Annotated in this window: 23 protein-coding genes and 1 tRNA gene; 14 read left to right on the top strand and 10 right to left on the bottom strand. The window is 43.0% G+C overall.

Going from position 1 to position 20,984, the window contains the following annotated elements:
• Window positions 1-114: 114 nt before the first annotated feature.
• Window positions 115-187 (bottom strand) — tRNA-Gly (locus tag ACVBDY_RS18380).
• 262 nt (window positions 188-449) lie between these two features.
• On the opposite strand from ACVBDY_RS18380, the gene ACVBDY_RS18375 reads away from it, so the two are divergent.
• On the top strand, window positions 450-920 hold the full coding sequence (locus tag ACVBDY_RS18375; RefSeq protein ID WP_447176920.1) for a GNAT family N-acetyltransferase: 471 nt from the start codon (window positions 450-452) through the stop codon (window positions 918-920).
• Between the two features lie 67 nt (window positions 921-987).
• Window positions 988-1,722: a M15 family metallopeptidase gene (locus ACVBDY_RS18370; protein ID WP_447176919.1), complete on the top strand. Its 735-nt coding sequence runs from the start codon at window positions 988-990 to the stop codon at window positions 1,720-1,722.
• A gap of 116 nt (window positions 1,723-1,838) precedes the next feature.
• Here ACVBDY_RS18370 and ACVBDY_RS18365 read toward each other — a convergent pair whose 3' ends face one another.
• Together ACVBDY_RS18365 and ACVBDY_RS18360 are read right to left on the bottom strand one after the other, a co-directional pair.
• Window positions 1,839-2,231 (bottom strand): ankyrin repeat domain-containing protein, encoded by a 393-nt coding sequence (locus ACVBDY_RS18365; RefSeq protein ID WP_447176918.1) that lies wholly within the window; start codon window positions 2,229-2,231, stop codon window positions 1,839-1,841.
• Window positions 2,232-2,580: 349 nt separating this feature from the next.
• Complete coding sequence (locus ACVBDY_RS18360; protein WP_447176917.1) at window positions 2,581-2,973, bottom strand: ankyrin repeat domain-containing protein; 393 nt, start codon at window positions 2,971-2,973, stop codon at window positions 2,581-2,583.
• Between the two features lie 407 nt (window positions 2,974-3,380).
• On the opposite strand from ACVBDY_RS18360, the gene gpmI reads away from it, so the two are divergent.
• The 3 genes from gpmI (at window position 3,381) to ACVBDY_RS18345 (ending at window position 5,916) form a co-directional block, all read left to right on the top strand.
• On the top strand, window positions 3,381-4,898 hold the full coding sequence (gene gpmI, locus ACVBDY_RS18355; protein WP_447176916.1) for a 2,3-bisphosphoglycerate-independent phosphoglycerate mutase: 1,518 nt from the start codon (window positions 3,381-3,383) through the stop codon (window positions 4,896-4,898).
• A 158-nt stretch (window positions 4,899-5,056) separates the two neighbouring features.
• Complete coding sequence (locus ACVBDY_RS18350; protein WP_447176915.1) at window positions 5,057-5,329, top strand: Sec-independent protein translocase subunit TatA/TatB; 273 nt, start codon at window positions 5,057-5,059, stop codon at window positions 5,327-5,329.
• Complete coding sequence (locus tag ACVBDY_RS18345) at window positions 5,329-5,916, top strand: phosphatase PAP2 family protein (RefSeq protein WP_447176914.1); 588 nt, start codon at window positions 5,329-5,331, stop codon at window positions 5,914-5,916. The genes ACVBDY_RS18350 and ACVBDY_RS18345 overlap by 1 nt, the downstream gene beginning before the upstream one ends.
• Here the strand turns inward: ACVBDY_RS18345 and ACVBDY_RS18340 are convergent.
• Window positions 5,872-6,513 (bottom strand): O-methyltransferase, encoded by a 642-nt coding sequence (locus ACVBDY_RS18340; RefSeq protein ID WP_447176913.1) that lies wholly within the window; start codon window positions 6,511-6,513, stop codon window positions 5,872-5,874. The genes ACVBDY_RS18345 and ACVBDY_RS18340 overlap by 45 nt on opposite strands.
• 473 nt (window positions 6,514-6,986) lie before the next feature.
• On the opposite strand from ACVBDY_RS18340, the gene kynU reads away from it, so the two are divergent.
• Window positions 6,987-8,273 (top strand): kynureninase, encoded by a 1,287-nt coding sequence (gene kynU / locus ACVBDY_RS18335; protein ID WP_447176912.1) that lies wholly within the window; start codon window positions 6,987-6,989, stop codon window positions 8,271-8,273.
• 90 nt (window positions 8,274-8,363) lie between these two features.
• The gene (locus ACVBDY_RS18330; RefSeq protein WP_447176911.1) at window positions 8,364-9,731 is read left to right on the top strand and encodes an FAD-dependent oxidoreductase; all 1,368 of its coding nucleotides are present in this window, start codon (window positions 8,364-8,366) and stop codon (window positions 9,729-9,731) included.
• Here ACVBDY_RS18330 and ACVBDY_RS18325 read toward each other — a convergent pair.
• From ACVBDY_RS18325 to ACVBDY_RS18315, 3 genes are all read right to left on the bottom strand, one after another.
• Window positions 9,721-10,197 (bottom strand): DoxX family protein, encoded by a 477-nt coding sequence (locus tag ACVBDY_RS18325; RefSeq protein ID WP_447176910.1) that lies wholly within the window; start codon window positions 10,195-10,197, stop codon window positions 9,721-9,723. The two genes, ACVBDY_RS18330 and ACVBDY_RS18325, sit on opposite strands and share 11 nt — an antisense overlap.
• A gap of 70 nt (window positions 10,198-10,267) precedes the next feature.
• Window positions 10,268-10,834 carry a Crp/Fnr family transcriptional regulator gene (locus tag ACVBDY_RS18320; protein ID WP_447176909.1) on the bottom strand — a complete coding sequence of 189 codons (567 nt, stop codon included), beginning with the start codon at window positions 10,832-10,834 and terminating at the stop codon, window positions 10,268-10,270.
• A 62-nt stretch (window positions 10,835-10,896) separates the two neighbouring features.
• Window positions 10,897-11,253 carry a winged helix-turn-helix transcriptional regulator gene (locus tag ACVBDY_RS18315; protein ID WP_447176908.1) on the bottom strand — a complete coding sequence of 119 codons (357 nt, stop codon included), beginning with the start codon at window positions 11,251-11,253 and terminating at the stop codon, window positions 10,897-10,899.
• Between the two features lie 265 nt (window positions 11,254-11,518).
• Here ACVBDY_RS18315 and ACVBDY_RS18310 point away from each other — a divergent pair, with 265 nt between their 5' ends.
• The 7 genes from ACVBDY_RS18310 to ACVBDY_RS18280 all read left to right on the top strand — a co-directional run bounded on the left by ACVBDY_RS18310 (window position 11,519) and on the right by ACVBDY_RS18280 (window position 18,394).
• A complete protein-coding gene (locus ACVBDY_RS18310) occupies window positions 11,519-12,421 on the top strand; it encodes an NAD(P)-dependent oxidoreductase (RefSeq protein ID WP_447176907.1) in 903 nt (300 codons plus the stop codon).
• A 152-nt stretch (window positions 12,422-12,573) separates the two neighbouring features.
• Window positions 12,574-12,981, top strand: coding sequence for an RrF2 family transcriptional regulator (locus ACVBDY_RS18305; protein ID WP_447176906.1), 408 nt, complete (start codon window positions 12,574-12,576; stop codon window positions 12,979-12,981).
• A 68-nt stretch (window positions 12,982-13,049) separates the two neighbouring features.
• Entirely contained in the window at window positions 13,050-13,703 is a 654-nt protein-coding gene (locus ACVBDY_RS18300; protein WP_447176905.1) for an NAD(P)-dependent oxidoreductase, read from the top strand.
• A 97-nt stretch (window positions 13,704-13,800) separates the two neighbouring features.
• Window positions 13,801-14,613, top strand: a complete 813-nt coding sequence (locus tag ACVBDY_RS18295; protein ID WP_447176904.1) for a M48 family metallopeptidase — start codon at window positions 13,801-13,803, stop codon at window positions 14,611-14,613.
• A gap of 230 nt (window positions 14,614-14,843) precedes the next feature.
• Window positions 14,844-16,163 (top strand): MFS transporter, encoded by a 1,320-nt coding sequence (locus tag ACVBDY_RS18290; protein ID WP_447176903.1) that lies wholly within the window; start codon window positions 14,844-14,846, stop codon window positions 16,161-16,163.
• A 96-nt stretch (window positions 16,164-16,259) separates the two neighbouring features.
• Window positions 16,260-17,036, top strand: a complete 777-nt coding sequence (locus ACVBDY_RS18285; protein WP_447176902.1) for an HAD-IIA family hydrolase — start codon at window positions 16,260-16,262, stop codon at window positions 17,034-17,036.
• A 26-nt stretch (window positions 17,037-17,062) separates the two neighbouring features.
• Window positions 17,063-18,394: a sugar porter family MFS transporter gene (locus ACVBDY_RS18280; protein WP_447176901.1), complete on the top strand. Its 1,332-nt coding sequence runs from the start codon at window positions 17,063-17,065 to the stop codon at window positions 18,392-18,394.
• Window positions 18,395-18,475: 81 nt separating this feature from the next.
• On the opposite strand, the gene ACVBDY_RS18275 is transcribed toward ACVBDY_RS18280, so the two are convergent.
• The 3 genes from ACVBDY_RS18275 to ACVBDY_RS18265 all read right to left on the bottom strand — a co-directional run bounded on the left by ACVBDY_RS18275 (window position 18,476) and on the right by ACVBDY_RS18265 (window position 20,941).
• Window positions 18,476-19,198, bottom strand: coding sequence for a head GIN domain-containing protein (locus ACVBDY_RS18275; protein WP_447176900.1), 723 nt, complete (start codon window positions 19,196-19,198; stop codon window positions 18,476-18,478).
• Between the two features lie 83 nt (window positions 19,199-19,281).
• Entirely contained in the window at window positions 19,282-20,382 is a 1,101-nt protein-coding gene (locus ACVBDY_RS18270; protein ID WP_447176899.1) for a hypothetical protein, read from the bottom strand.
• A complete protein-coding gene (locus ACVBDY_RS18265) occupies window positions 20,363-20,941 on the bottom strand; it encodes a hypothetical protein (protein WP_447176898.1) in 579 nt (192 codons plus the stop codon). Before ACVBDY_RS18265 ends, ACVBDY_RS18270 begins: the two co-directional genes overlap by 20 nt.
• Between the last annotated feature and the right edge of the window lie 43 nt (window positions 20,942-20,984).

Genomic DNA, 20,984 nt, shown 5'->3' with positions numbered 1-20,984 from the left:
TAAAAAAAGAGCGGGAGACGAGGTTCCCTTCGGCTGGGCTCAGGATAAACTTCTCACCTCGAAAAGACCTTGAATCAAAAATGGTTATGGGGGGGAAGGGTAATCTAAAAAAAGAGCGGGAGACGAGGTTCGAACTCGCGACATTCAGCTTGGAAGGCTGACGCTCTACCAACTGAGCTACTCCCGCTTATTCCACCGTTCAGGATATGGTGGCTATTTCAATGAAAACATTTCTGTTAAATGCGGAGCAAATATAAATAATCGGATTCCATTCTTCCAAGGAAAAAATGAGATTTTTTCAGGAAAATTTAGGTCTCCATGTGGTATGTAGGGCTGTTTTAAAAGTATCTTTTTTGCATTCAGGTGTTTATGGCCGTTTCAGCAGCGTGTGGGATTTCATTAAAAAAGATTAATTTTATCTTTGATAAAAATTGTCGAAAAGAAAATTCATGGATAAAACCGTAACCTATATGATCCGCCGGATAAGCGGAGAAGAGACCTATCCGGTCCGACATCCTGTTTTACGTACGGGCCTGCCGCTTTCCACGTGCAGGTTTGACAGTGATGATGCGCCGACAACTTTCCATATAGGATTGTATATGGAAGATAAACTTGCCGGGGTAGTGACCGTTTTGGAAAACAGCCATACATTTTTTGAAGAAGAGCACCAGTTCCAGTTAAGAGGAATGGCGGTGCTACAGGAATTTCAAAAAAAGGGCCTCGGGCAGATACTTGTGAGAGAGGCGGAAAAAGAAGTGGAAAAGCGGAACGGGAATTTTATCTGGATGAATGCCCGGAAAGTCGCAGTGAAGTTTTATGAAAAACTCGGATATCGCATTGCCGGAGACGAATTTATAATTGAAACGGTAGGCCCCCATTATGTGATGCAGAGACAATGGCAACAAGAATCGATCGGGTAAGGGAGACTTGCGGGAAATCCGGAAAACGTTTTATAGCAGGGAGTGTCGTACCATAATACATAATTGTATGAAAAGAAGAATTTTTGTTAAGTCTGCAGTACTTACTACTGCAGCTATCGGAATGCTGCCGTCATCTTTACTGGCCTCTTCCGGATATTCTTATGATGAACTAATAGGAAAAGGAAATCCGGAGCTTTTCGGAGAAGGTATCAATCTCAGGAAAGAAGCCTATGAGTCCTTCCTGGAAATGAAAAATGCCGCTTCCAAGGAAAAGCTGGATATAAAAATAGTGTCCAGTTACCGGGATTTTTACCGTCAGAAGGGTATCTGGGAAAGAAAGTATAAACAGTATACCGGAGACGGGCTAACCCCGCAACAGGCTATAAGTAAGATTATCGAATATTCCACCATACCCGGAACCTCCAGGCATCACTGGGCTACGGACATTGATATTATGGACGGTGCCGCCGGATATTCCGGTAATAATGTTCTCGACACGAAAAAATTTCAGGGTGACGGTCCTTTTCGTCCCCTGAAGGAATGGCTGGACGAAAATGTTAATACCTATGGATTTTATCTGGTCTACACCGATAAACTCGGTAGAAAAGGATTTAAGTACGAACCCTGGCATTACAGTTATGCCCCGGTTTCGGTTCCTATGCTTACAGCATATAAGAAGCTTAAAGTGAAGGACATAATCACTTCCGAAAAAGTTGCAGGTGCAGCACATTTTACGGACGATTTCATAGAAATGTACCGTAATGAGAATATCCTTGACATAAATCCGGATCTTTTGCCCTGAAATTATCTTTTGAGACCAACACGGATATACTGAAATAAAGAAATATATAAAATCAAAACCCCGCCGGAAGCGGGGTTTCAAAGCTAATTAAATAATAAAAAACGAGAACAAAGTCCTCATGCCTTTAATGCCTCCTCAATCACGGAAACAGCTTCTGCTGCGTTAGATAATTCGGCATGTTTGAGAGCAGTAAAACCCTTGTCATCCTTAACCTTTAATTTGGCCCCATTGGCGATGAGCAGTTTTATGATCTCTGTTTTATTATATCTTGCGGCATACATCAGTGGTGTCATACCTCTTGATTTTTCGTTTACATCGCTTCCCAGTTCGATGAATTTTTTAACGGTTTCCACATCTCCTTTGGAAATGGCCAGGCAGAGCGGGCTGACATTAGTTATTTTTGTAACTTCCATTTTGTAATTGTCGTAAGGTCTTTCGTTGGATGCGAAAGAAGAATTACCGAATGTTACCATAACGATTCCTGCTAAAATAAGAGCTGTTTTTTTCATGATGCTTGTTGAGTTTAAAAAATTATAGTTTATGTAAAAATTGGTTATCTGTAAATTAAAAGCGCTTCTGTATAAAAGACGACGAGAACGTCTTTTTGTTACACCGATCCATTCTTAATAACAAAAAATTAACAAATAGCAGGGGGTAATATTATCAAAACATTAAAAGGATGGCTTTGTATTGTTTATTTGTTAGAAAATGCTGGTTTTCGGAAATTGTTATGATCCTGTTTATTCTAAATAACATTATTAATATCAGAGGGAACGGGAAAGTGTAAAACAAATAGAAACCCTGCCGGAAGGGCAGGGTTTCAAGGCTAATAAATAATAAAAAACGAGAACGAAGTCCTCATGCGTTCAATGCTTCCTTAATCACGGTGGCGGCCTCCGTTGCGTTGGATAATTCGGCATGTTTAAGAGCGGTAAAGCCATTGTCATCTTTGGCCTTTAGTTTGGCCCCATTGGCAATGAGCAGTTTTATGATCTCTGTTTTATTGTATCTTGCAGCATACATAAGTGGTGTCATGCTTCTTGATTTTTCGTTTACATCGCTTCCCAGTTCTATGAATTTTTTAACGGTTTCCACATCTCCTTTGGAAATGGCCAGGCAAAGCGGGCTTACGTTAGTTATTTTGGTAACCTCTACTTTGTAATTGTCATAAGGTCCTTCGTTCGATGCGAAAGCAGTGTGGCCGAATGTTATCATAACGAGTCCTGCTAAAATAAGAGCTGTTTTTTTCATGATGTTTATTGCGTTTAATACGGTTAAAATCTATGTTGTAAAAATTTTTAATTAAAATTAAAAGCGCTTTTGTTTAAAAGACGGAGAGAAAAAACTTTTGTTACACCTATTGTTTTTTTATAACAAAAAATTAACAAATAATCAGGGTTGATATTGTCAGAATATCAAAAATAACCTTGTGTATTGCTATATTGACAAACCGAGGACGTGATCTGTACCGGGGATTACTTGTCTGATAAGCCGGGGCAGTAATTTTTTGATGGTATATATCAAAAACTTTATCGTTTTCTGTGTATATCTTAACAACGATGCGGCTTTTGATTATAGATAGTATTCGTACATTTGTCATTAGGCTGGTCGGGCCTTAAACTTCATACTTCAATTAGTTTTTAACAGAAATACAGAACATGAACAAAAAAGTTTTACTGATGATCCTGGACGGATGGGGAAAGTCCCCCGACCCCAAGATCTCCGCAATAGATAATGCAAATACACCTTTTATAGATTCTCTCTACCAAAAGTATCCGAATGCCAATCTTCTTACCGATGGTATGAATGTAGGTTTGCCGGAAGGACAAATGGGAAACAGTGAAGTAGGGCATATGAACCTAGGCGCGGGAAGGATAGTGTACCAGGACCTGGCCAAGATCAATTTGGCTGTGGAAAAAGGGACGCTTGCGGAAGAAAAAGTCCTGGCGGATGCGTTTACCTATGCTAAGGAAAAAGGAAAAAATGTTCATTTCCTGGGATTGCTCAGTGATGGAGGGGTGCATTCGCATATCAGGCATCTTGAAGGATTGCTGGATGCGTCCGATGCCTTCGGACTGGAAAATGTATATGTACACGCCTTTACCGACGGACGGGATGTAGACCCCAGGAGCGGAAAAGGTTTTGTTGCGGATATTCAGCAGTATTGCAGGAAAAAGAATGCTACCCTGGCTACGGTAACGGGACGTTATTATGCTATGGACAGGGATAAACGGTGGGAAAGGGTAAAGCTTGCCTATGATGCCGTGGTGAACGGCATAGGTTATCTGACCGATGACCTTGTAGCAGCAATGCAAAAAAGCTATGATGAAGGAATTACCGATGAATTTATTAAGCCCCTGATAGCCGATGATGGTAAGGGAGAACCCGTAACCAACATACAGCAGGGCGATGTGGTTATTTTCTTTAATTTCCGTACGGACAGGGGGAGGCAACTCACCCAGGCGCTCAGCCAACAGGATTTCCACGAACAGAACATGCATAAACTCGACCTGTACTTCGTCACCATGACCCGTTATGACGATACTTTCGAGAACATTCATGTGATCTATGATAAGGAAAACATAAAGAAAACCCTCGGAGAAGTACTTTCCGAGGCAGGAAAGAAACAGATCAGGATAGCGGAGACCGAGAAGTATCCGCACGTTACCTTTTTCTTTAACGGGGGAAGGGAAGAACCTTTTGAAGGAGAAAAAAGGTTGCTTTGTCCTTCTCCAAAAGTAGCTACTTACGATCTGCAACCGGAAATGAGTGCTTACGACATCCGCGATGCCATTGTACCGGAATTGCAAAAAGGAGAAGTGGATTTTGTGTGTTTAAACTTCGCCAATCCGGATATGGTAGGGCATACCGGGGTTATGGAAGCGGCGATCAAGGCCTGCGAAACAGTAGATGAATGCGCTAAAGCAGTAGTCACGGCGGCATTGGACAACGGCTATACTTCCATTATCATAGCCGACCACGGAAACTGTGATACCATGGTAAATCCCGATGGAAGCCCGAATACCGCCCATACGACGAATCCCGTGCCGATTATTCTGGTAGATAAGGATATAAAAGAAGTTCGTAACGGGATACTGGGAGATATAGCCCCGACAATACTAAAACTGATAGGTGTGCCCCAGCCCGAAGAAATGACACGGAAACCGTTGGTCTGAAGTAAAGAAGAAGGAAAAGAGGTGTGGGGCTTTTGCTATAAAATGCAAGGCCCGGCACCAGATTTCCATTCCCGGACGGTATGGATAACTTTTGACATCAATACGGGCAAAGGAATATAAACTTCACTATATTTGTATCTATATATTTAAACAAGCTTATGTTTTTATTTATCAGCGGCCCGGAAATACTTTTTATTCTCTTTATTGTGGTAATGGTTTTTGGAGCCGATAAAATTCCCGAAATAGCCAAGGGACTCGGTAAGGGCATGCAGCAACTCAGAAATGCTACAAATGACATAAAATCCGAGATACAGAAAAGTGCTGAAAAACAGGGAATAGACGGTAGCCTGACTAAAGATCTGAATGAAGAAATAAACAAAGTAAAAGATGATATAGACGATATCTCCGGGTCTATTAAAAGACAACTTTAATGACTGTTCCCTGGCCGGAATACGATAGAGGCCTTCTGGTATACATCAATCAACTGGGAAGTCAGCATTGGGATATGTTTTGGGCCTTTTCTACCAGTATTGTGGCATGGATTCCGCTATACCTGGCATTCTTGTTTATTGCCCTGAAAAGTTTTACCCGCCAGAAGGCACTTGCCGTAATTACTACCATATTATTTGCACTTGCCTTTACCCTTTTGTTCACGGAAATAGTAAAAGAAATTGTACAGCGTCCCAGGCCGGTGAACGATCCTTTGGTTTCGGAAGAACTTCGGCTCGTTATTAAAGCCTATGGGTATAGTTTTTTTTCCGGTCACGCCTCCAATTCCATGGCAATTACCACCCTTTTTATCTGTTTTATGCGAAAAAAACAGAAATGGGTGTATGTGATCTGTCTATGGCCTCTTCTCTTCGGTATCAGCAGGCTGTATTTTGCCGTGCATTACCCCATAGATGTGTTTGTCGGCTGGATTGCCGGTTTTGTCATTGCTATAGCTATATACCGATATATGGGACGGGCGCTTCTAGATTACGCGACATATCGTGAGACCGTCCCGGATAGGAAGTAACAAAGTCTCTACCCTGGGGTCTTCTTTCAGTTTTTTGTTGTATTCTACTAAGGCAATAGTGCTTTCGTCATTCGGTTTTATCTCTTCCACCACTTTCCCGCTCCAGAGGACATTATCCGAAAGTATAAGGCCCTCTTTATTCATTTTATCTATAATAAGATCAAAATATCTGTGGTAGTTTTCTTTGTCGGCATCGATAAAAGCGAGATCGAATTTAGTATTTAGAGAAGGGATAATCTCCAGGGCATTTCCCGTATGTTGTTTTATCTGTTCACCGTAGCCGCTACGGTCAAAATACCTGCGTTGCAGATCGTAGAGTTCTTCATTGATATCGATGGTATGTAATTCGCCCTCTTTCCGAAGACCTTCCGCCATACACAGTGCAGAGTACCCGGTGTAGGTGCCTATTTCCAGTATATATTTCGGGGATATGAGTTTGGAAATAAGGCTGAGAAACCGCCCCTGGAAGTGTCCGCTCAGCATTCTGGAACGCAAAACCTTAAGGTGGGTCTCCCGGCTGAGTTCCTGCAGGAGTTCCGGTTCGTTTTCCGTAGATCGTTCTACATAGTTTTCTAAAATATCCGATATGAAGTGCATGGCCTATTTTTTTACAAAGATAATAGATAGAATGCTTTTCTTCGTTAGTTACTTTTCCTGCAGGGCAGGTGTATTATATATAGAAAATTTAAGGGAGAAGGAAAAAGAGTTTTGTAGTTGATGAGTTCGGAGTTGGTGAGGAGCATGGATGAGAAATCCATAGTTTTTTATAACGTACGGAAAGTCTGTTGATCCACGAGCGCACAAATAATTTTGAGAAAACCAATCCTGTTATCGCGTATCCGTAGCTAAAGTTTACAAAATTTAAAGTAACTACAATGAAACCGGTCTACCTCCACCGGCAAGGTTTTAACCGGATAATAAAAAAGAACTCCAAACTTCAAACTACGAATTTCAAAACTAAAAAAATGCCAGGAAGTTGATTGAATTTTAAGATGTATTTGCCCTGACTTTACCGGAGCAGTAATGTTCCAATTTATAAGAAATGCGTACTTTTACCAAAACAAAAAAGAATGCAATTTCAGAATACGAAGGCATTTGCACAGGAGATGGATGCCCGCGATCCTCTTAAAACATATAAAGAAGAGTTTATCTTTCCGCAAGTAAACGGGAAACCGGTGATTTATTTTACCGGAAATTCCCTGGGGCTACAACCTAAAAGGACCCGGAAATACGTAGACGAAATTATGAAAGACTGGGCCGAACTGGCTGTAGAAGGTCATTTTTATGCCGAAAAACCCTGGTGGGATTACCAGGAGCGTTTTGCCGATCCGTTGAGTAGCGTCGTGGGGGCTAAGCCTTCGGAAGTTACCGTGATGAACACCCTTACTGTAAACCTGCACCTGTTAATGGTCTCTTTTTACAGGCCGAATCCCAAACGATATAAGATACTTTGTGAAGCCAAAGCATTTCCCAGTGACCAGTATATGCTCCAAAGCCAGGTAAAGTTTCACGGATTTTCTCCGGAAGATGCCATAGTGGAAATACACAGGCGGGAAGGTGAACACCGGATCCGGACCGAAGATATTATTGCCAGGATAGAAGAGATCGGGGAGGAACTTGCTTTGGTACTGATAGGCGGAGTAAATTATTATACCGGGCAGGTATTTGACATGGAGGCCATAACCCGTGCCGGGCACCGTGCAGGAGCCTTTGTGGGATGGGATCTTGCCCATGCTGCCGGAAATGTAAAATTGAAACTGCATGACTGGAATGTAGACTTTGCTGCCTGGTGCAGTTACAAGTATATGAACAGTGGTCCCGGGAATGCGTCCGGAGCATTTGTACATGAAAAACATCACGATAATACGGATATTCCCAGGTTTGCAGGCTGGTGGGGACACAACAAGCAACGCCGTTTTTTAATGGAACCGGATTTCGATCCCGTTAGAGGAGCAGATGGCTGGCAAGTGAGTAACCTGCCTGTATTGTCCCTGGCACCTTATCTGGCATCGGTGGAGATGTTTGCCGAAGCAGGTATGGATGCCCTGATCGCGAAAAGGGATGTTCTGACCGCATACCTCGAATATATACTGGAACAGGTAGACGCACAGACGACCGGGGAATTTGAAGTAATAACACCAAAAAAACCGGAGGAAAGGGCATGCCAGCTTTCCGTATTTTTGCACGGACAGGGAAGGCCATTGTTCGATTACCTTATGAAAAACGGGGTGATTACGGACTGGAGGGAACCAAATGTAATCCGCCTCGCCCCGGCGCCGTTTTACTGCTCTTTTGAAGATATGTATGAATTCGGACAGATACTTCGGAAAGGAATAGATGTCTTACAGGCAGAATAAAGGGCGGAAGACAACAATACCGGGTATACTTGACTTGATTGAGTATAGAACCGTTCTCCGGAAGTACCTTATAAATCGTAAATAAAACGAATGCAGGAATCAAAAAACATAGCTGTCGTAGGCAGCGGGCTGGTCGGATCGTTACTGGCCATATATCTCAGGAACAGGGGCCATGAAGTGGATGTATACGACCGGCGTCCGGATATACGAACCATAGAGTTTTCCGGACGGTCCATAAACCTTGCCATGTCGCTACGTGGCTGGCAGGCACTGGAAGAAGTAGGAATAGCGGATGAAGTGAAAAAACTGGCCATACGGATGGATAAAAGAGCGATCCATATTCCCGGAAAGTCCCTGTATTTCCAGCCTTACGGAAAGGAAGGAGAAGCCATATACTCCATTTCCAGGGGTGTACTCAACAAAAAGATGATAGAACTGGCCGAGAAGGCAGGGACACATTTTATGTTTGAATCCAAAGTATGGGATATAAATCTCAATGAGGCCACGATCCATACCGGAAGAACAGAGGACGAAGTCCGGGAATCCCGTAAATACGACTGTGTTTTCGGTGCGGATGGTGCTTTTTCGAGAGTGCGTCATAAAATGCAGCGCCAGAGCAGGTTTAATTATTCCCAGGAATTTCTGAACACGGGGTATAAAGAACTGACGATACCAGCCAATGCGGATGGTACCCATAAACTGGAAAAACATTCACTCCACATTTGGCCGAGAGGAGAATTTATGCTTATAGCCCTGCCCAACCTGGATGGCAGCTTTACCTGTACGCTGTTTATGCCTTTCGAAGGGAAAAATTCTTTTGAAGTGCTAAATACAGAGGATAAAGTACAGCAGTTTTTTGAACACTATTTTCCCGATGTTGTAGAAGATATACCAAGTTTGCTTGGTGAATTTTTCCGAAATCCTACCAGTGCATTGGTAACGATCAGGTGTTTTCCCTGGACGTATTCGGATAAAGTGGCGCTTGTGGGGGATGCCGCCCATGCCATAGTGCCTTTTTATGGCCAGGGAATGAATGCAGGCTTCGAAGACATTCGTACGCTCAACCATCTGATGAACATACACGAAGATGACTGGAGTACTATTTTCAGGCAATATGAAGCCGAACGCAAACCCAATGCGGATGCCATAGCTGAACTCAGTTTTCGCAATTTTATGGAAATGAGTACGAAAACAGCCGATACCGGGTTTATATTGCGAAAGAAGATAGAAACCCGTTTTGCGGAGAAGCATCCGGATAAATGGCAGCCTTTATACAGCAGGGTAACTTTTTCCGAACGCCCATATGCCGAAGCCCTTGCCGAAGGAGACAGACAACGGGCTATTATGGACCGCGTTATGGAAATGGAAGGTATTGAAGAACGATGGGAAAGCGAAGAAATAGAACGGGAAATGCTGACACTTCTTGAGGATACCACACTTAAGATGGTTAATCGATAACCGGAGTTTTCCTTTTATTCCGAACGATAAAAAAATACACCCAGGCTATAAAGAATAACTGCAGAGGCACCCGGAACCAAAGGTAAAGAGGACCTTCACCGTCATGTGTTGCGGTTTTAAGGTTTACATGATGCATGGCTGCGTAAATATTGGAGGGCAGGATAAGCAAAAAGAATACGATAAGCAGCCATCCCGTCAATACCGGGACAAAAGGAATGAGAAGGGCAACGGCCGCGATGATCTCCAATACCCCGGTGACCAGTACAACAGTTTCTTTGGCAGGGATAAAATCCGGTAGCATCAGGGCCATGCCTTCGGTAAAAAGAAAATGCCCCGTACCTGTGAGTATAAGCATAAAGGCCATAGCCACACGTCCGGATAAAAACATGTCTGCTTTTCCAGTCCTTATTTTGGAAATGACCAATGTGATAACGAAAGTTGTTGTAAGTACAATAATGGTTTCCATGTTTCCCGAGGTTATATATTAAGAACTTACAAAGCTATGCCCGGAAACAAGGTATGTCAATGAACCCGGGTTAAGAAATACGCCTTCGGATACGGCTCAGGGCCTGTGGGGTAATGCCTATGTAAGACGCAATATATTTCAGGGGAATCTTTTGCAGTAGCCCGGGATTTTCCGCAAACAGGCTTTCGTAGCGTTCCTGCGGACTTTGCCTGAGAAACGACATTTCCCTTTTACTTTTTTTAATGAATAATTCTTCGGCAGCTTTCCGGCCTATTTGCTGACCGATCGGGGTTTCTTTATAAACATCCTGTAAATCTTTATAGCTTATACTCCATAGAATACTGTCAGCCAGCGCCTGTACATGGTATTGAGCCGGAATTTGCATTAGAAACGAATCATAAGCACTGACGAAAGAATTTTCAAAGGCAAAACTGAAGGTGATCTCTTTTTCTCCCTTGTCCGTATAAAATCTTATGATGCCTTTTTCGATAAAGGAAAGGTAGTTCTCCGTTTTTCCACAGGGCAGGATCAATTCGTTTTTTTTAAATACCCTCAGAATAAGTTTTGAGGTGAAGTAGTCGCCTTCCGCATCAGTAAGCGGGACTAATTTTTTAAAGTATTCCCGGATTTCTTTCATCAATTGAGCAGGTTTGCAATAAGAGGAATGAGTAGGTTGAGGTTACAGGAGGAAAAGTAGTATTATTTCGCAATTTCTTCCATGACCTGTAATATGTGATCGCGATTTTCCTCTCCCCATTTGTCCATGGCATCTATGATGCATAGAATGCTTTCTCCAACAGTAGTGAGACTGTATTCCACCCTAAGAGGAAGACCAGAGTATATTTTCTTGTCAATAATACCGTGGTCCAGTAATTCCCGGAGTTGCATATTCAGGACTCGCGGACTGGCCTCGTCTATATCCTGATGCAGTTCACTGGGACGTTTGATCCCCCTGCGGATGGAGTCGATAATACAGGGTTTCCATTTACCTCCCAGTACTTTGCTTGTAAGGGTAATGCCACATTCCAGGTCTTCTGGGATCTTTCTTTCGTACATGATTATAACGGCTTTCTACAAAAATAAACAATTCGATGAAAACCTTTTCATCAGATGTTACGTCTTATTTTATTCCTTGTCTTCCGTAGGGAAAAAATTTTCCCTGCCTGAATCTTTTTTCCCTTATTGTAGATAATAACAATTAACAGGAACTTTGTAATACAAATTGCTCATTGATAAAGATCTGTTATTTCGGTAATGAGTAATACAACAGAAGAATAAGCGCTTGATCAGTATACAATTTAACTCTTTTAACGATACTAAGATGAATAATGAAGATAATATATCTAAAGATGTAACCGTAATTGGGCTCGGGGCTATGGGCACCGCATTGGCGAAAGCATTTCTTAAAGCAGGTCATAAAACCACGGTGTGGAACAGGTCTGCGGATAAAATTGTTCCGTTGATGGAGAAAGGCGCTGTTGCGGCGTCTACAGCTTCTGAAGCGGCATCGGCAAGTGAGTTGGTAGTGATTTGTGTACTTAATTATGAAATACTGGAAAAGATCATAAAGTCTGTAAAAGAAGAACTCCGGGGACGGACACTGATAAGCCTTACCAATGATACACCGAAAAGAGCAAGACAAATGGCTTTATGGGCTCAAGAGAACGGAATAGAATACCTGGACGGTTCCGTCCTGGTTCCTGTTACCGAAGTGGGAAAGCCGGAAGCTCTTTTGTTGTACAGCGGGCCACAGAATATTTTTGACAAACATTTTCCCCTCCTTAAGGCTTTGGGAGGGAAGAGTACCTACCTGGGCAAAGAACCCGGGCGTGCGGCTCTGTACGACATTGCCATGATGAATATTTTCTTTACAAGCCTAACTGGGGTATTACATTCTTATGCCTTGCTGAATGCTGAAGGGGAACAGGCAGAGGAATTTCTTCCCTATGCACGCGAAATATTCGGCGTAGCAGAATACTTTCTCGAAGACTTTGCACGGAGTGCAGATAAAGAGCATTATCCGGGAGACCTGGACAATATAACCATGGAAGCTGCCGGAGTAAAGCACATATTGGAGGCAGGCAGAGATGCAGGTATTCATACAGGGATTCCTCAGGCTGTGAAGAATGTTTTTGACCGTGCCATAGAAGCCGGATTCGGTGCAAACGGCATGCCAAGCGCTATTGAAGGAATAAGAATGGCCGAAAAAGCAGGGATCGAATAGCCTACCTCGTATCTTAAAACCAAACAACCCCGTTTTCATTCCGGATAATATTAAAGGAAGGGAACGGGGATTATTTCTCGGATAATGTTTAGGAATTATAAATTGTTTGAAAAAACGCAGTATATTTGTACTGTAATAAAAATTGATACAGAATGAATAATGTTCGTTTTGCTACTTCTTTACATATACTGACATTGCTTGCCACTATGGAAGATGAGTACTTGTCATCGGAGTTTATTGCAGGTAGTGTAAATGTCAATGCGGCGATGATACGAAAGGAAATAAGCAATCTTAAGGCTTGTCATTTTGTGGAGAGCAAAGAAGGAAAAGGAGGAGGAAGTACCCTGACACGGCCTGCATCGCAGATAAAACTGTCGGAAGTCTATGAGGCCGTGAGGCAGGTACATGTATTGGGCAGATCGAATACGCCCAACCCAAGATGTCCGGTAGGAAGAGACGTGAACAAACACCTGGAAAGCTTGTATGAAGATACAGATAATTATGTAAAGCAAAAATTATCGGCCATAACCCTGGAGGAATTTGTCAGGAAATTCAAATAATATTTTTTTACCTTAAACTGTAATTATTTTTTGTACAGTAAATAAAGTTTAACATAAATTCAAATAAAATGAGAGTAGCATTGATAGGCGCCACAGGTTTTGTAGGTACCCATATTTTAAAGGAATTGGTAAATCGAGGGAATGAGGTAACGGCTATAGCCAGAAATCCCGAAAAAGCGGAAGTAAAAAATGATAAGGTTATTCCGGTGAAAGTAGATGTGCTGGATATAGATGCCCTGGCAAAAGCACTTGAAGGACATGATGCGGTGGTGAGTGCTTTTAATCCCGGATGGACCAATCCCAATATTTATGAAGATTTTCTTCGCGGAGCGAAGGCCATACAGGAAGCCGTAAAAAAATCGGGAGTAAGCAGGTTTATTGTTATAGGAGGTGCGGGGAGCCTTTATCTCAAGCCCGGATTACAGGCAGTGGACACCCCTGAATTTCCGGCAGAGATAAAACCCGGGGCCGATGCAGCCAGGCTTTATCTGGAAGAGATCCGGAAAGAAAAGGTACTGGATTGGGTCTTTTTCAGCCCGGCGCTGGAAATGCACCAGGGGATCACCACCGGACGAACAGGTAAATACCGGTTAGGCCTGGACAATCCTGTTTTTGACAATACTGGAAGAAGTATATTGTCCGGAGAAGATGTAGGAGTGGTCATTGCCGATGAACTGGAAACGCCGAAACACCATAGAGAGCGATTTACTGCGGCTTATTGAAAAATGTGGTCCGGCCCGTATATTACCGAAATTTGTCAGCCAACTGTCGATTTTTACTGTTAATTTTGTATTTTTACTATACAATATACTTATGGTTATGAGAAAAATCTGGTTGTCATTTTTTCTGTTGTTTTTTGTGCTGTCCTGTAAGACCAATCCGTTTACGGGCAAGAGCACGCTCAATTTTCATTCCAACAGCTCCATCTTCCCGATGGCCTTTCAGCAGTATGATGAATTTTTAGATGAAAACAAGGTCATCACAGGTTCGGCCGATGCGCAAACCGTTAAAAAAGTGGGGCAACGTATAGCAAATGCTGCCGAACGCTGGCTAAATGCTAACGGATACGAAGGGTATTTGAAAGATTACAAATGGGAGTACAATCTCGTCCAGGACGACCAGGTGAATGCGTGGTGTATGCCTGGTGGAAAAATTGTTGTTTATACCGGGTTGTTACCTATAACCCGGACAGAAACCGGACTTGCAGTGGTTATGGGACACGAAGTGGCCCATGCCCTGGCCGATCACGGGGCGCAACGCATGAGTGCGGGAACTATACAACAACTGGGAGCTGTAGGTGTGGCGGTGGCCACCAGTGGTAAAAGTGCCCAGGCCCAGCAAGTATGGGCGCAGGCATATGGAGTGGGGTCACAGGTAGGTGTTATGCTGCCTTTTAGCAGAAAACACGAGAGCGAAGCGGATGCCATCGGAATAGAGATCATGGCCATAGCAGGTTACGAACCGGGAGAAGCCGCCCGCCTTTGGCAACGTATGAAAGCCAATGCAGGGCAGACCCCCCCGGAAATCCTCAGTACGCACCCTTCCAGTGATACCCGTATCCGGCAACTTACACAACTGGCACCGGCTGCCAGGGCAGAAGCCAAAAAATTCGGGGTGACCAGTTTTCAGTAGTAGTTATTTGGTTAATAGGTTAAGTTATCAGGGTAGATGATAGATTCGGTGAAGAATTTTAAAATAACATTTATGAGTCTATGGCGAATGAACTCCATTACTCCGAATACGTTTATCCCGGTTCTTTAAACCGGAAATAACAATAGGTTTAAAATTAATTTCTATATTAGGAGCTGTTCTTTAGAAGGACAGCTTTTTTGTTTGCAAACCTTTTCGCAATCAACCATAACATGACAAAAACATTAGAAAAAGGCAGTAAAAAGCTGCTTGGGGCCTGGGCGTTTTACGACTGGGCCAACTCTGTTTACAGCCTGGTGATAGCCTCGGCTATTTTCCCCATTTTTTACGGAGCCCTCTTCAGGGAAGCCAACCTGGAAAAAATACATGTATTTGGTGGTGATATAGCCCGTGCCCCGTTGATCAGCTACGTAACAGCTCTGGCCTTTCTTGTAGTTTCCATTATTTCTCCACTGTTATCCGGTATTGCCGATTATACCGGCAATAAGAAGATTTTCCTGAAGTTTTTCTGTTATCTCGGCGCTTTTTCCTGTATAGGCTTGTACTGGTTTTCCCTGGAACATATATATATTGGCCTTACCTGCTATTTCCTGGCTTTGATAGGCTTTTGGGCAAGCCTGGTGTTTTATAATTCCTATCTGCCCGACATTGCGTACCCGGAGCAACAGGATAGCATAAGTGCCAAAGGATATTCACTGGGATATATAGGAAGCGTTGTTCTCCTGCTTTTGTGCCTGCTTATGATCCTGAAATACGAATGGTTCGGCTTTTCCGGCGCCGGCGCCCCTACCAGAATGTCTTTTATACTTACCGGACTGTGGTGGATAGGGTTCAGCCAGTATACTTTTTATTACTTGCCCAGGGGAAACGCATCCAACGGAAAATATCATAAAGATGTTTTGTTCAAAGGGTTTAAAGAACTGAAAAAAGTATGGAACAGGCTTGGGGATTCCCCGAGATTAAAACGATACCTGGGAGCATTTTTTGTGTATAGTATGGGCGTACAGACCGTAATGCTGGCAGCTACTTACTTCGGGGAAGAGGAACTGGAATGGGGTGGTACCGATGAAAGGACTTTTGGTTTGATAATCAGTATTTTACTTATACAGATAGTAGCTGCTGCAGGGGCCTGGATCACATCCCGTATCTCTGCACGAATGGGAAACATAAAGACCCTTACAGGAATAAATATGTTCTGGGTAATTATCTGTGTTTATGCCTACTTTGTGACCAGTCCCGTCCAGTTTTACATAGCTGCGGCTTTTGTAGGACTGGTCATGGGAGGAATCCAAAGTTTATCCCGGTCCACCTATTCCAAATTTTTGCCCGAAACAGAGGACACAGCTTCCTTTTTCAGTTTTTATGATGTGGCAGAGAAGATAGGGATTGTTATTGGAATGTTCCTTTACGGTTTTATAGCACAGGTAACGGGAAGCATGCGAAATTCCGTTCTTTTTCTGGGAGCGCTTTTTGTAATAGGGATATTTCTGCTGCTCCGGGTTGAAGTGACAAAAAAAGGACAACCGGAATAATATAACGTTAAGATAGTGCAGTGTATAAGCAAAAGGGAAGGTTTTTATTATCTTAGCCACTGACCTGCCGGAATTATATAAAAAACATACATAATAATGAAAAAAGGATTTTTAATAGATATGGACGGTGTTATCTATAGCGGAGATACTATGATAGAAGGTGCGGATACCTTTATAGCATCATTGCAGGAAAATGATATTCCGTTTCTGTTTATGACTAATAATAGTCAGCGTTCGCCACAGGATACGGTAAATAAAGTGGCGAAGATGGGAATAAAGATCAAGGAAGAGAATGTCTACACCAGTGCCATGGCCACGGCCTGGTTCCTTTCGTTTATGAAGCCTAACGGAACTGCCTATGTTTTAGGAGAAGGTGGACTTATAACAAGCCTGCACCAGCAGGGATATGTTATGGTTAATCAGAACCCGGATTATGTGGTTGTGGGAGAGGGGCGGAATTTCACCCTCGAAATGGTAAACAATGCGGTAGACATGATCCTTGAAGGAGCTAAATTTATAGCGACAAATCTCGATCCGTCACCGAAAAAGGAGGGATGGAATAACCTGGGGATCAAAGCTATCGTAGCCATGATAGAAGAAGCTACGGGGAAAAAAGCTTTTTCCGTTGGAAAACCCAGCCCGGTGATGATGAGGGCGGCAAGAAAAACCCTGGGACTGACGGCGCAGGAAACTATTATCATCGGAGATACCATGGATACGGATATTCTCGGAGGGATACAGTTAGGTTACCATACAATACTTACACTTTCCGGGGTTTCAAAAAAAGAAGATCTGCAACACTATGCATTTCAGCCGAACCGTATTGTAAGTTCGGTTAAGGAGCTGGCCATAGAAGATCTTACCAAAATCTAATCTTTTTTAAACCCAATATTTACGGAATGAACAATATGCGCAATTGGTCCGTGGCAGTGGCTTTGTCCGGATTTTTATTTGGTTTTGATACCGTGGTTATATCCGGTGCCAATCTTCCTATACGGGAACTTTGGGGGACTTCTGCCTGGTTTCACGGTATGTTTATCATGTCAATGGCTTTGTGGGGAACGGTAATAGGTGCCCTCTGCGGGGGAATTCCCTGCAATAAGTACGGCAGGAAGAAAACCCTTTTCTGGATAGGGATACTGTACCTCGTATCTGCCTTGGGTTCCGGTATGGCATCTGATCCGTATTCATTTTCCTTTTTCCGTTTTATAGGCGGGCTGGGAGTAGGGGCTTCTTCTGTGGCAGCGCCTACCTATATCTCTGAAATTTCCAGCGCGAAGAACCGTGGAAAACTGGTGGCCTTATATCAGTTTAACCTTGTGTTTGGTATTCTGCTGGCCTATATCTCCAACTTCTTGTTGCAAGGAGTAGGAGGGGACAACGACTGGAGGTTTATGCTTGGTGTGGAAGCTATTCCCGCCGCGATTTACAGTTTAATGGTGTTGGGTGTGCCCAACAGCCCCAGGTGGCTTTTGCTGCAAAAACAGGATGAGGCGGGGGCAAGGGAAGTGCTGCATAAAATGTATGATAACGAAGAGGCGGAAAAGGCTTTGGAGCAGATCCGTCTGGATAATACTCCGGGAAAAACAGATACTATATTTTCCGGAAAGTACAGCTTACCCTTGTTACTGGCGTTTTTGATCGCTTTTTTCAACCAGTTGTCCGGTATCAACTTTATTCTCTATTATGCCCCTGAAATTCTCGAAATGGCCGGGCTTGCGTCTAAAGATTCCCTGATGAATGCCATATCCATAGGGGTTATTAATCTTATTTTTACTCTTTTGGGGTTAAGGCTTATCGACAACCTGGGAAGAAAACAACTCATGCTCATTGGTTCACTGGGGTATATTATCAGTTTGACTATGGTAGCATGGTCGTTTTACACTTCTGCCAGTCCTGTTGTATTACTTATTTTTATCTTATTGTTTATAGCATCACATGCCATAGGGCAAGGAGCGGTGATCTGGGTATTCATATCCGAAATATTTCCCAATAGGGTCCGCGCTTACGGACAGGCTTTCGGGAGTGGGATACATTGGGTATTCGCGGCCCTGATAACATTGCTGGCCCCGGTATTTATTGATATGTTCCGGGATAATCCCTGGCCTATCTTCGCCTTTTTTGCTTTTATGATGGTATTGCAATTGTTCTTTACCATTTTCCTGATGCCGGAAACCAAAGGTGTTTCCCTGGAAGAACTGGAAAAACGTATGGTAAAAGAGGATTCATAAAGTGTACTTCATAAAAAAACAGGTTTCGCAATATACGCTATTGCGAAACCTGTTTTTGATATATGGAAAAGGAATTGGTGGTTAATTGGCCTTTTTTATTTTCCCTGATCCGGATACCTTGGAATCTTCTTTCGGATTCCCTTTGTATAATACGCTTCCCGACCCGGAGATCCTTGCCGTTATTGTACCGTTGGAATACACCTGGACATCCCCCGAACCGGACACGGCGGCATTCACATCGTCAGCCATGAGTTCATAAGCGTGAATGTCTCCCGACCCGGATATGTTCCCTTCGTAAAACTTTGTTTTTCCTTTGAGCTGTATATCGCCGGAGCCCGCTATATTACTTTCCAGTTTATCCGCTTCTACAGCGAGGTTTATGTCGCCGGATCCTGCCAGATTGGTTTCAAAGTCGGAGGCTTTGATGAGATCGTTTCCGGTAATACTCCCGGAGCCGGCAAGGGATACTCCCGAAATGTCTTCAAAGGGAACGGTGATGAGAATCTTTTTGTGTGTCCTGAGGTTAATACCTTTTGCGGTTTTGATCTTCAAAGAACCACCCTCTACTTCCGTTTCTATATATTCCAGAAGGTTTTCCTCGGCTTCTATGGTAAGATTACCTTCCTTACCGGATACCAAAACAACATCAAACATCCCGGCAACACCTATTTCGTCATAGCTTTTGGTTTTCCGGTCGGTCTTAACAACATTTCCGTTTCCGGTTACTTTTTTATTTCCGAACCACTGGGCATTAGTGGTGGATATAAATAACAGTCCGATACAAAGTGTGATGATTTTTTTCATTTGATTAATGGTTTAGAATTACTGACTCTTTTGGTCCCGGGAGGAACAAGTTCATCCCGGGGATATAATTTCATTCGGGTAATTTAATTCCTGTATAAGGTAACCCCACCGTATTCCGAAGTCACAGAAAGGTTCCCGGTAGGAGAGTTACCATAAGATCCCTTATAGTATTTCTCCGTGCCCTTTTCTCTTCTTATACTATATTCAAAACTGTCCTCCCCGTTAAAACCGGCGTATTCCAGGTTGATCTCGAAGTTAAAACTGTAGTTTTGATGGAAGCCTATTTTTATACCTGTATAATCGGAACGGATGTTGATATTACCCGCGTCGGCTGCCAGTTGTGCTATTTTAATGGAGCCGTAATCCGAGGTGATATCGAGATTCCCGTGAATTGTTCCCAGTTTGGTAGACAGGTAGTCCCCGCCTCCGTGAATGTTTTTTACCTTTTCTGCGTTCAAACTACCGTAGTCGCAGGAATACTCCAGGCTACCGATATCGTTGATTTCCGAAGAAGTGTAATCCGCGGAAAGTTTAAGGCGTTCGGCTTTTTCCAGTACGAACCCGGAATAATCCGCATTTATGGTCCCGCTTTTCATGTAACCGATGGTGGACTTGGAGGTGTAGTCAAAAGACAGTTCATTACCGTCTGCGCGGAGTTCACCTATGTCCAGTTTTCCGTAGTCACAACTTATTTTAGCTTTACCGTTTATCCGGTCCAGGCGAATACTGCCATAATCATTGCTCAGATCAACGTTGTTGTTTACAGGGAGTTTGATAGTATAGTTTATTTCCATGCTCACGTTGTTGTTTCCGGAACCCCATCCCCATTTTTTCTTTTCGAAAATGGTTTTGGCAGAGACCATACTTTTACCGGCTTCGAACTGTACATCGATCTCATCGAGTTTTTGTTGCACTTTCTCTTCGTTGTTTCCGTTGGTCTTTATGAGAATATCGATCTCTATCCTGTTCTGGTCCCAGGAGGTAATATAAATATTCCCATAGGAATTGTCTACCTGTAAAAGGGCATTTGAGTTGACATCAAAAGATTTTTTTATCCTTTTTTCTTTACTGTAGCGACCGTTCCACTTCGGGTCCGGCTTACCGGCAGGGCCGGATGCCATTGCCAGAAAGGGAAATACTACGGCCAGTAGTACCATTACTGCACTATATCCTGCTTTCTTCATGATTATTTCTTTTTAATTGTTTAGTATCTTCTATTTGTTCCGTGACATTCTGTAACAGGGTTATCCTGGTCTGGAAGTTGGTGATCATGGCGTTCAATAATTGTTTGCTGTAACCGTTTTTTTGCAGTTCTGCTTCCAGTTTTTCATAATCGCTCTCAATCTGTTCCAGTTGTACAATGGCATCGTTTACAATAATTTTAGTGTCTTCCGTATCTGCTTCGTCCTTGATCTTTTTTAATTCGTTTTCTATAAGCGAAGAGAAGTAATACCGGGTTTTTTCGAGTTCCGGATAGGCAACCTGTTCTTCGGTTTCCACGACAGGGTCCGGAGAAGGTTGTGGCTGGTTATAGAAAATCCAGCCAACGCCAAGCAGCAATGCTACGGAGGCGGCAATAGACAGGTTTTTCCATAACTTTCCTGATCGAGTTTTCCTTTCTGGAACCTCGTTTTGCCGGGCAAGTTTCTCCAGGAAGCGCTTTTGATGTCCTGCTGCGGGAGTTTCTATATCAAATTCACCCTGTAATTGCCCGAATAATTTATCTATATTATCCTTTTTCATAATTAATCGGTATTAAAAAAGGCCTGTTATTTTTCCTTATTGT

It is taken from the genome of Sinomicrobium halophytocola, from assembly GCF_052983395.1.
Note: the sequence above shows the minus strand (reverse complement) of the source record. Positions and strands in the feature narration are given on the sequence as shown.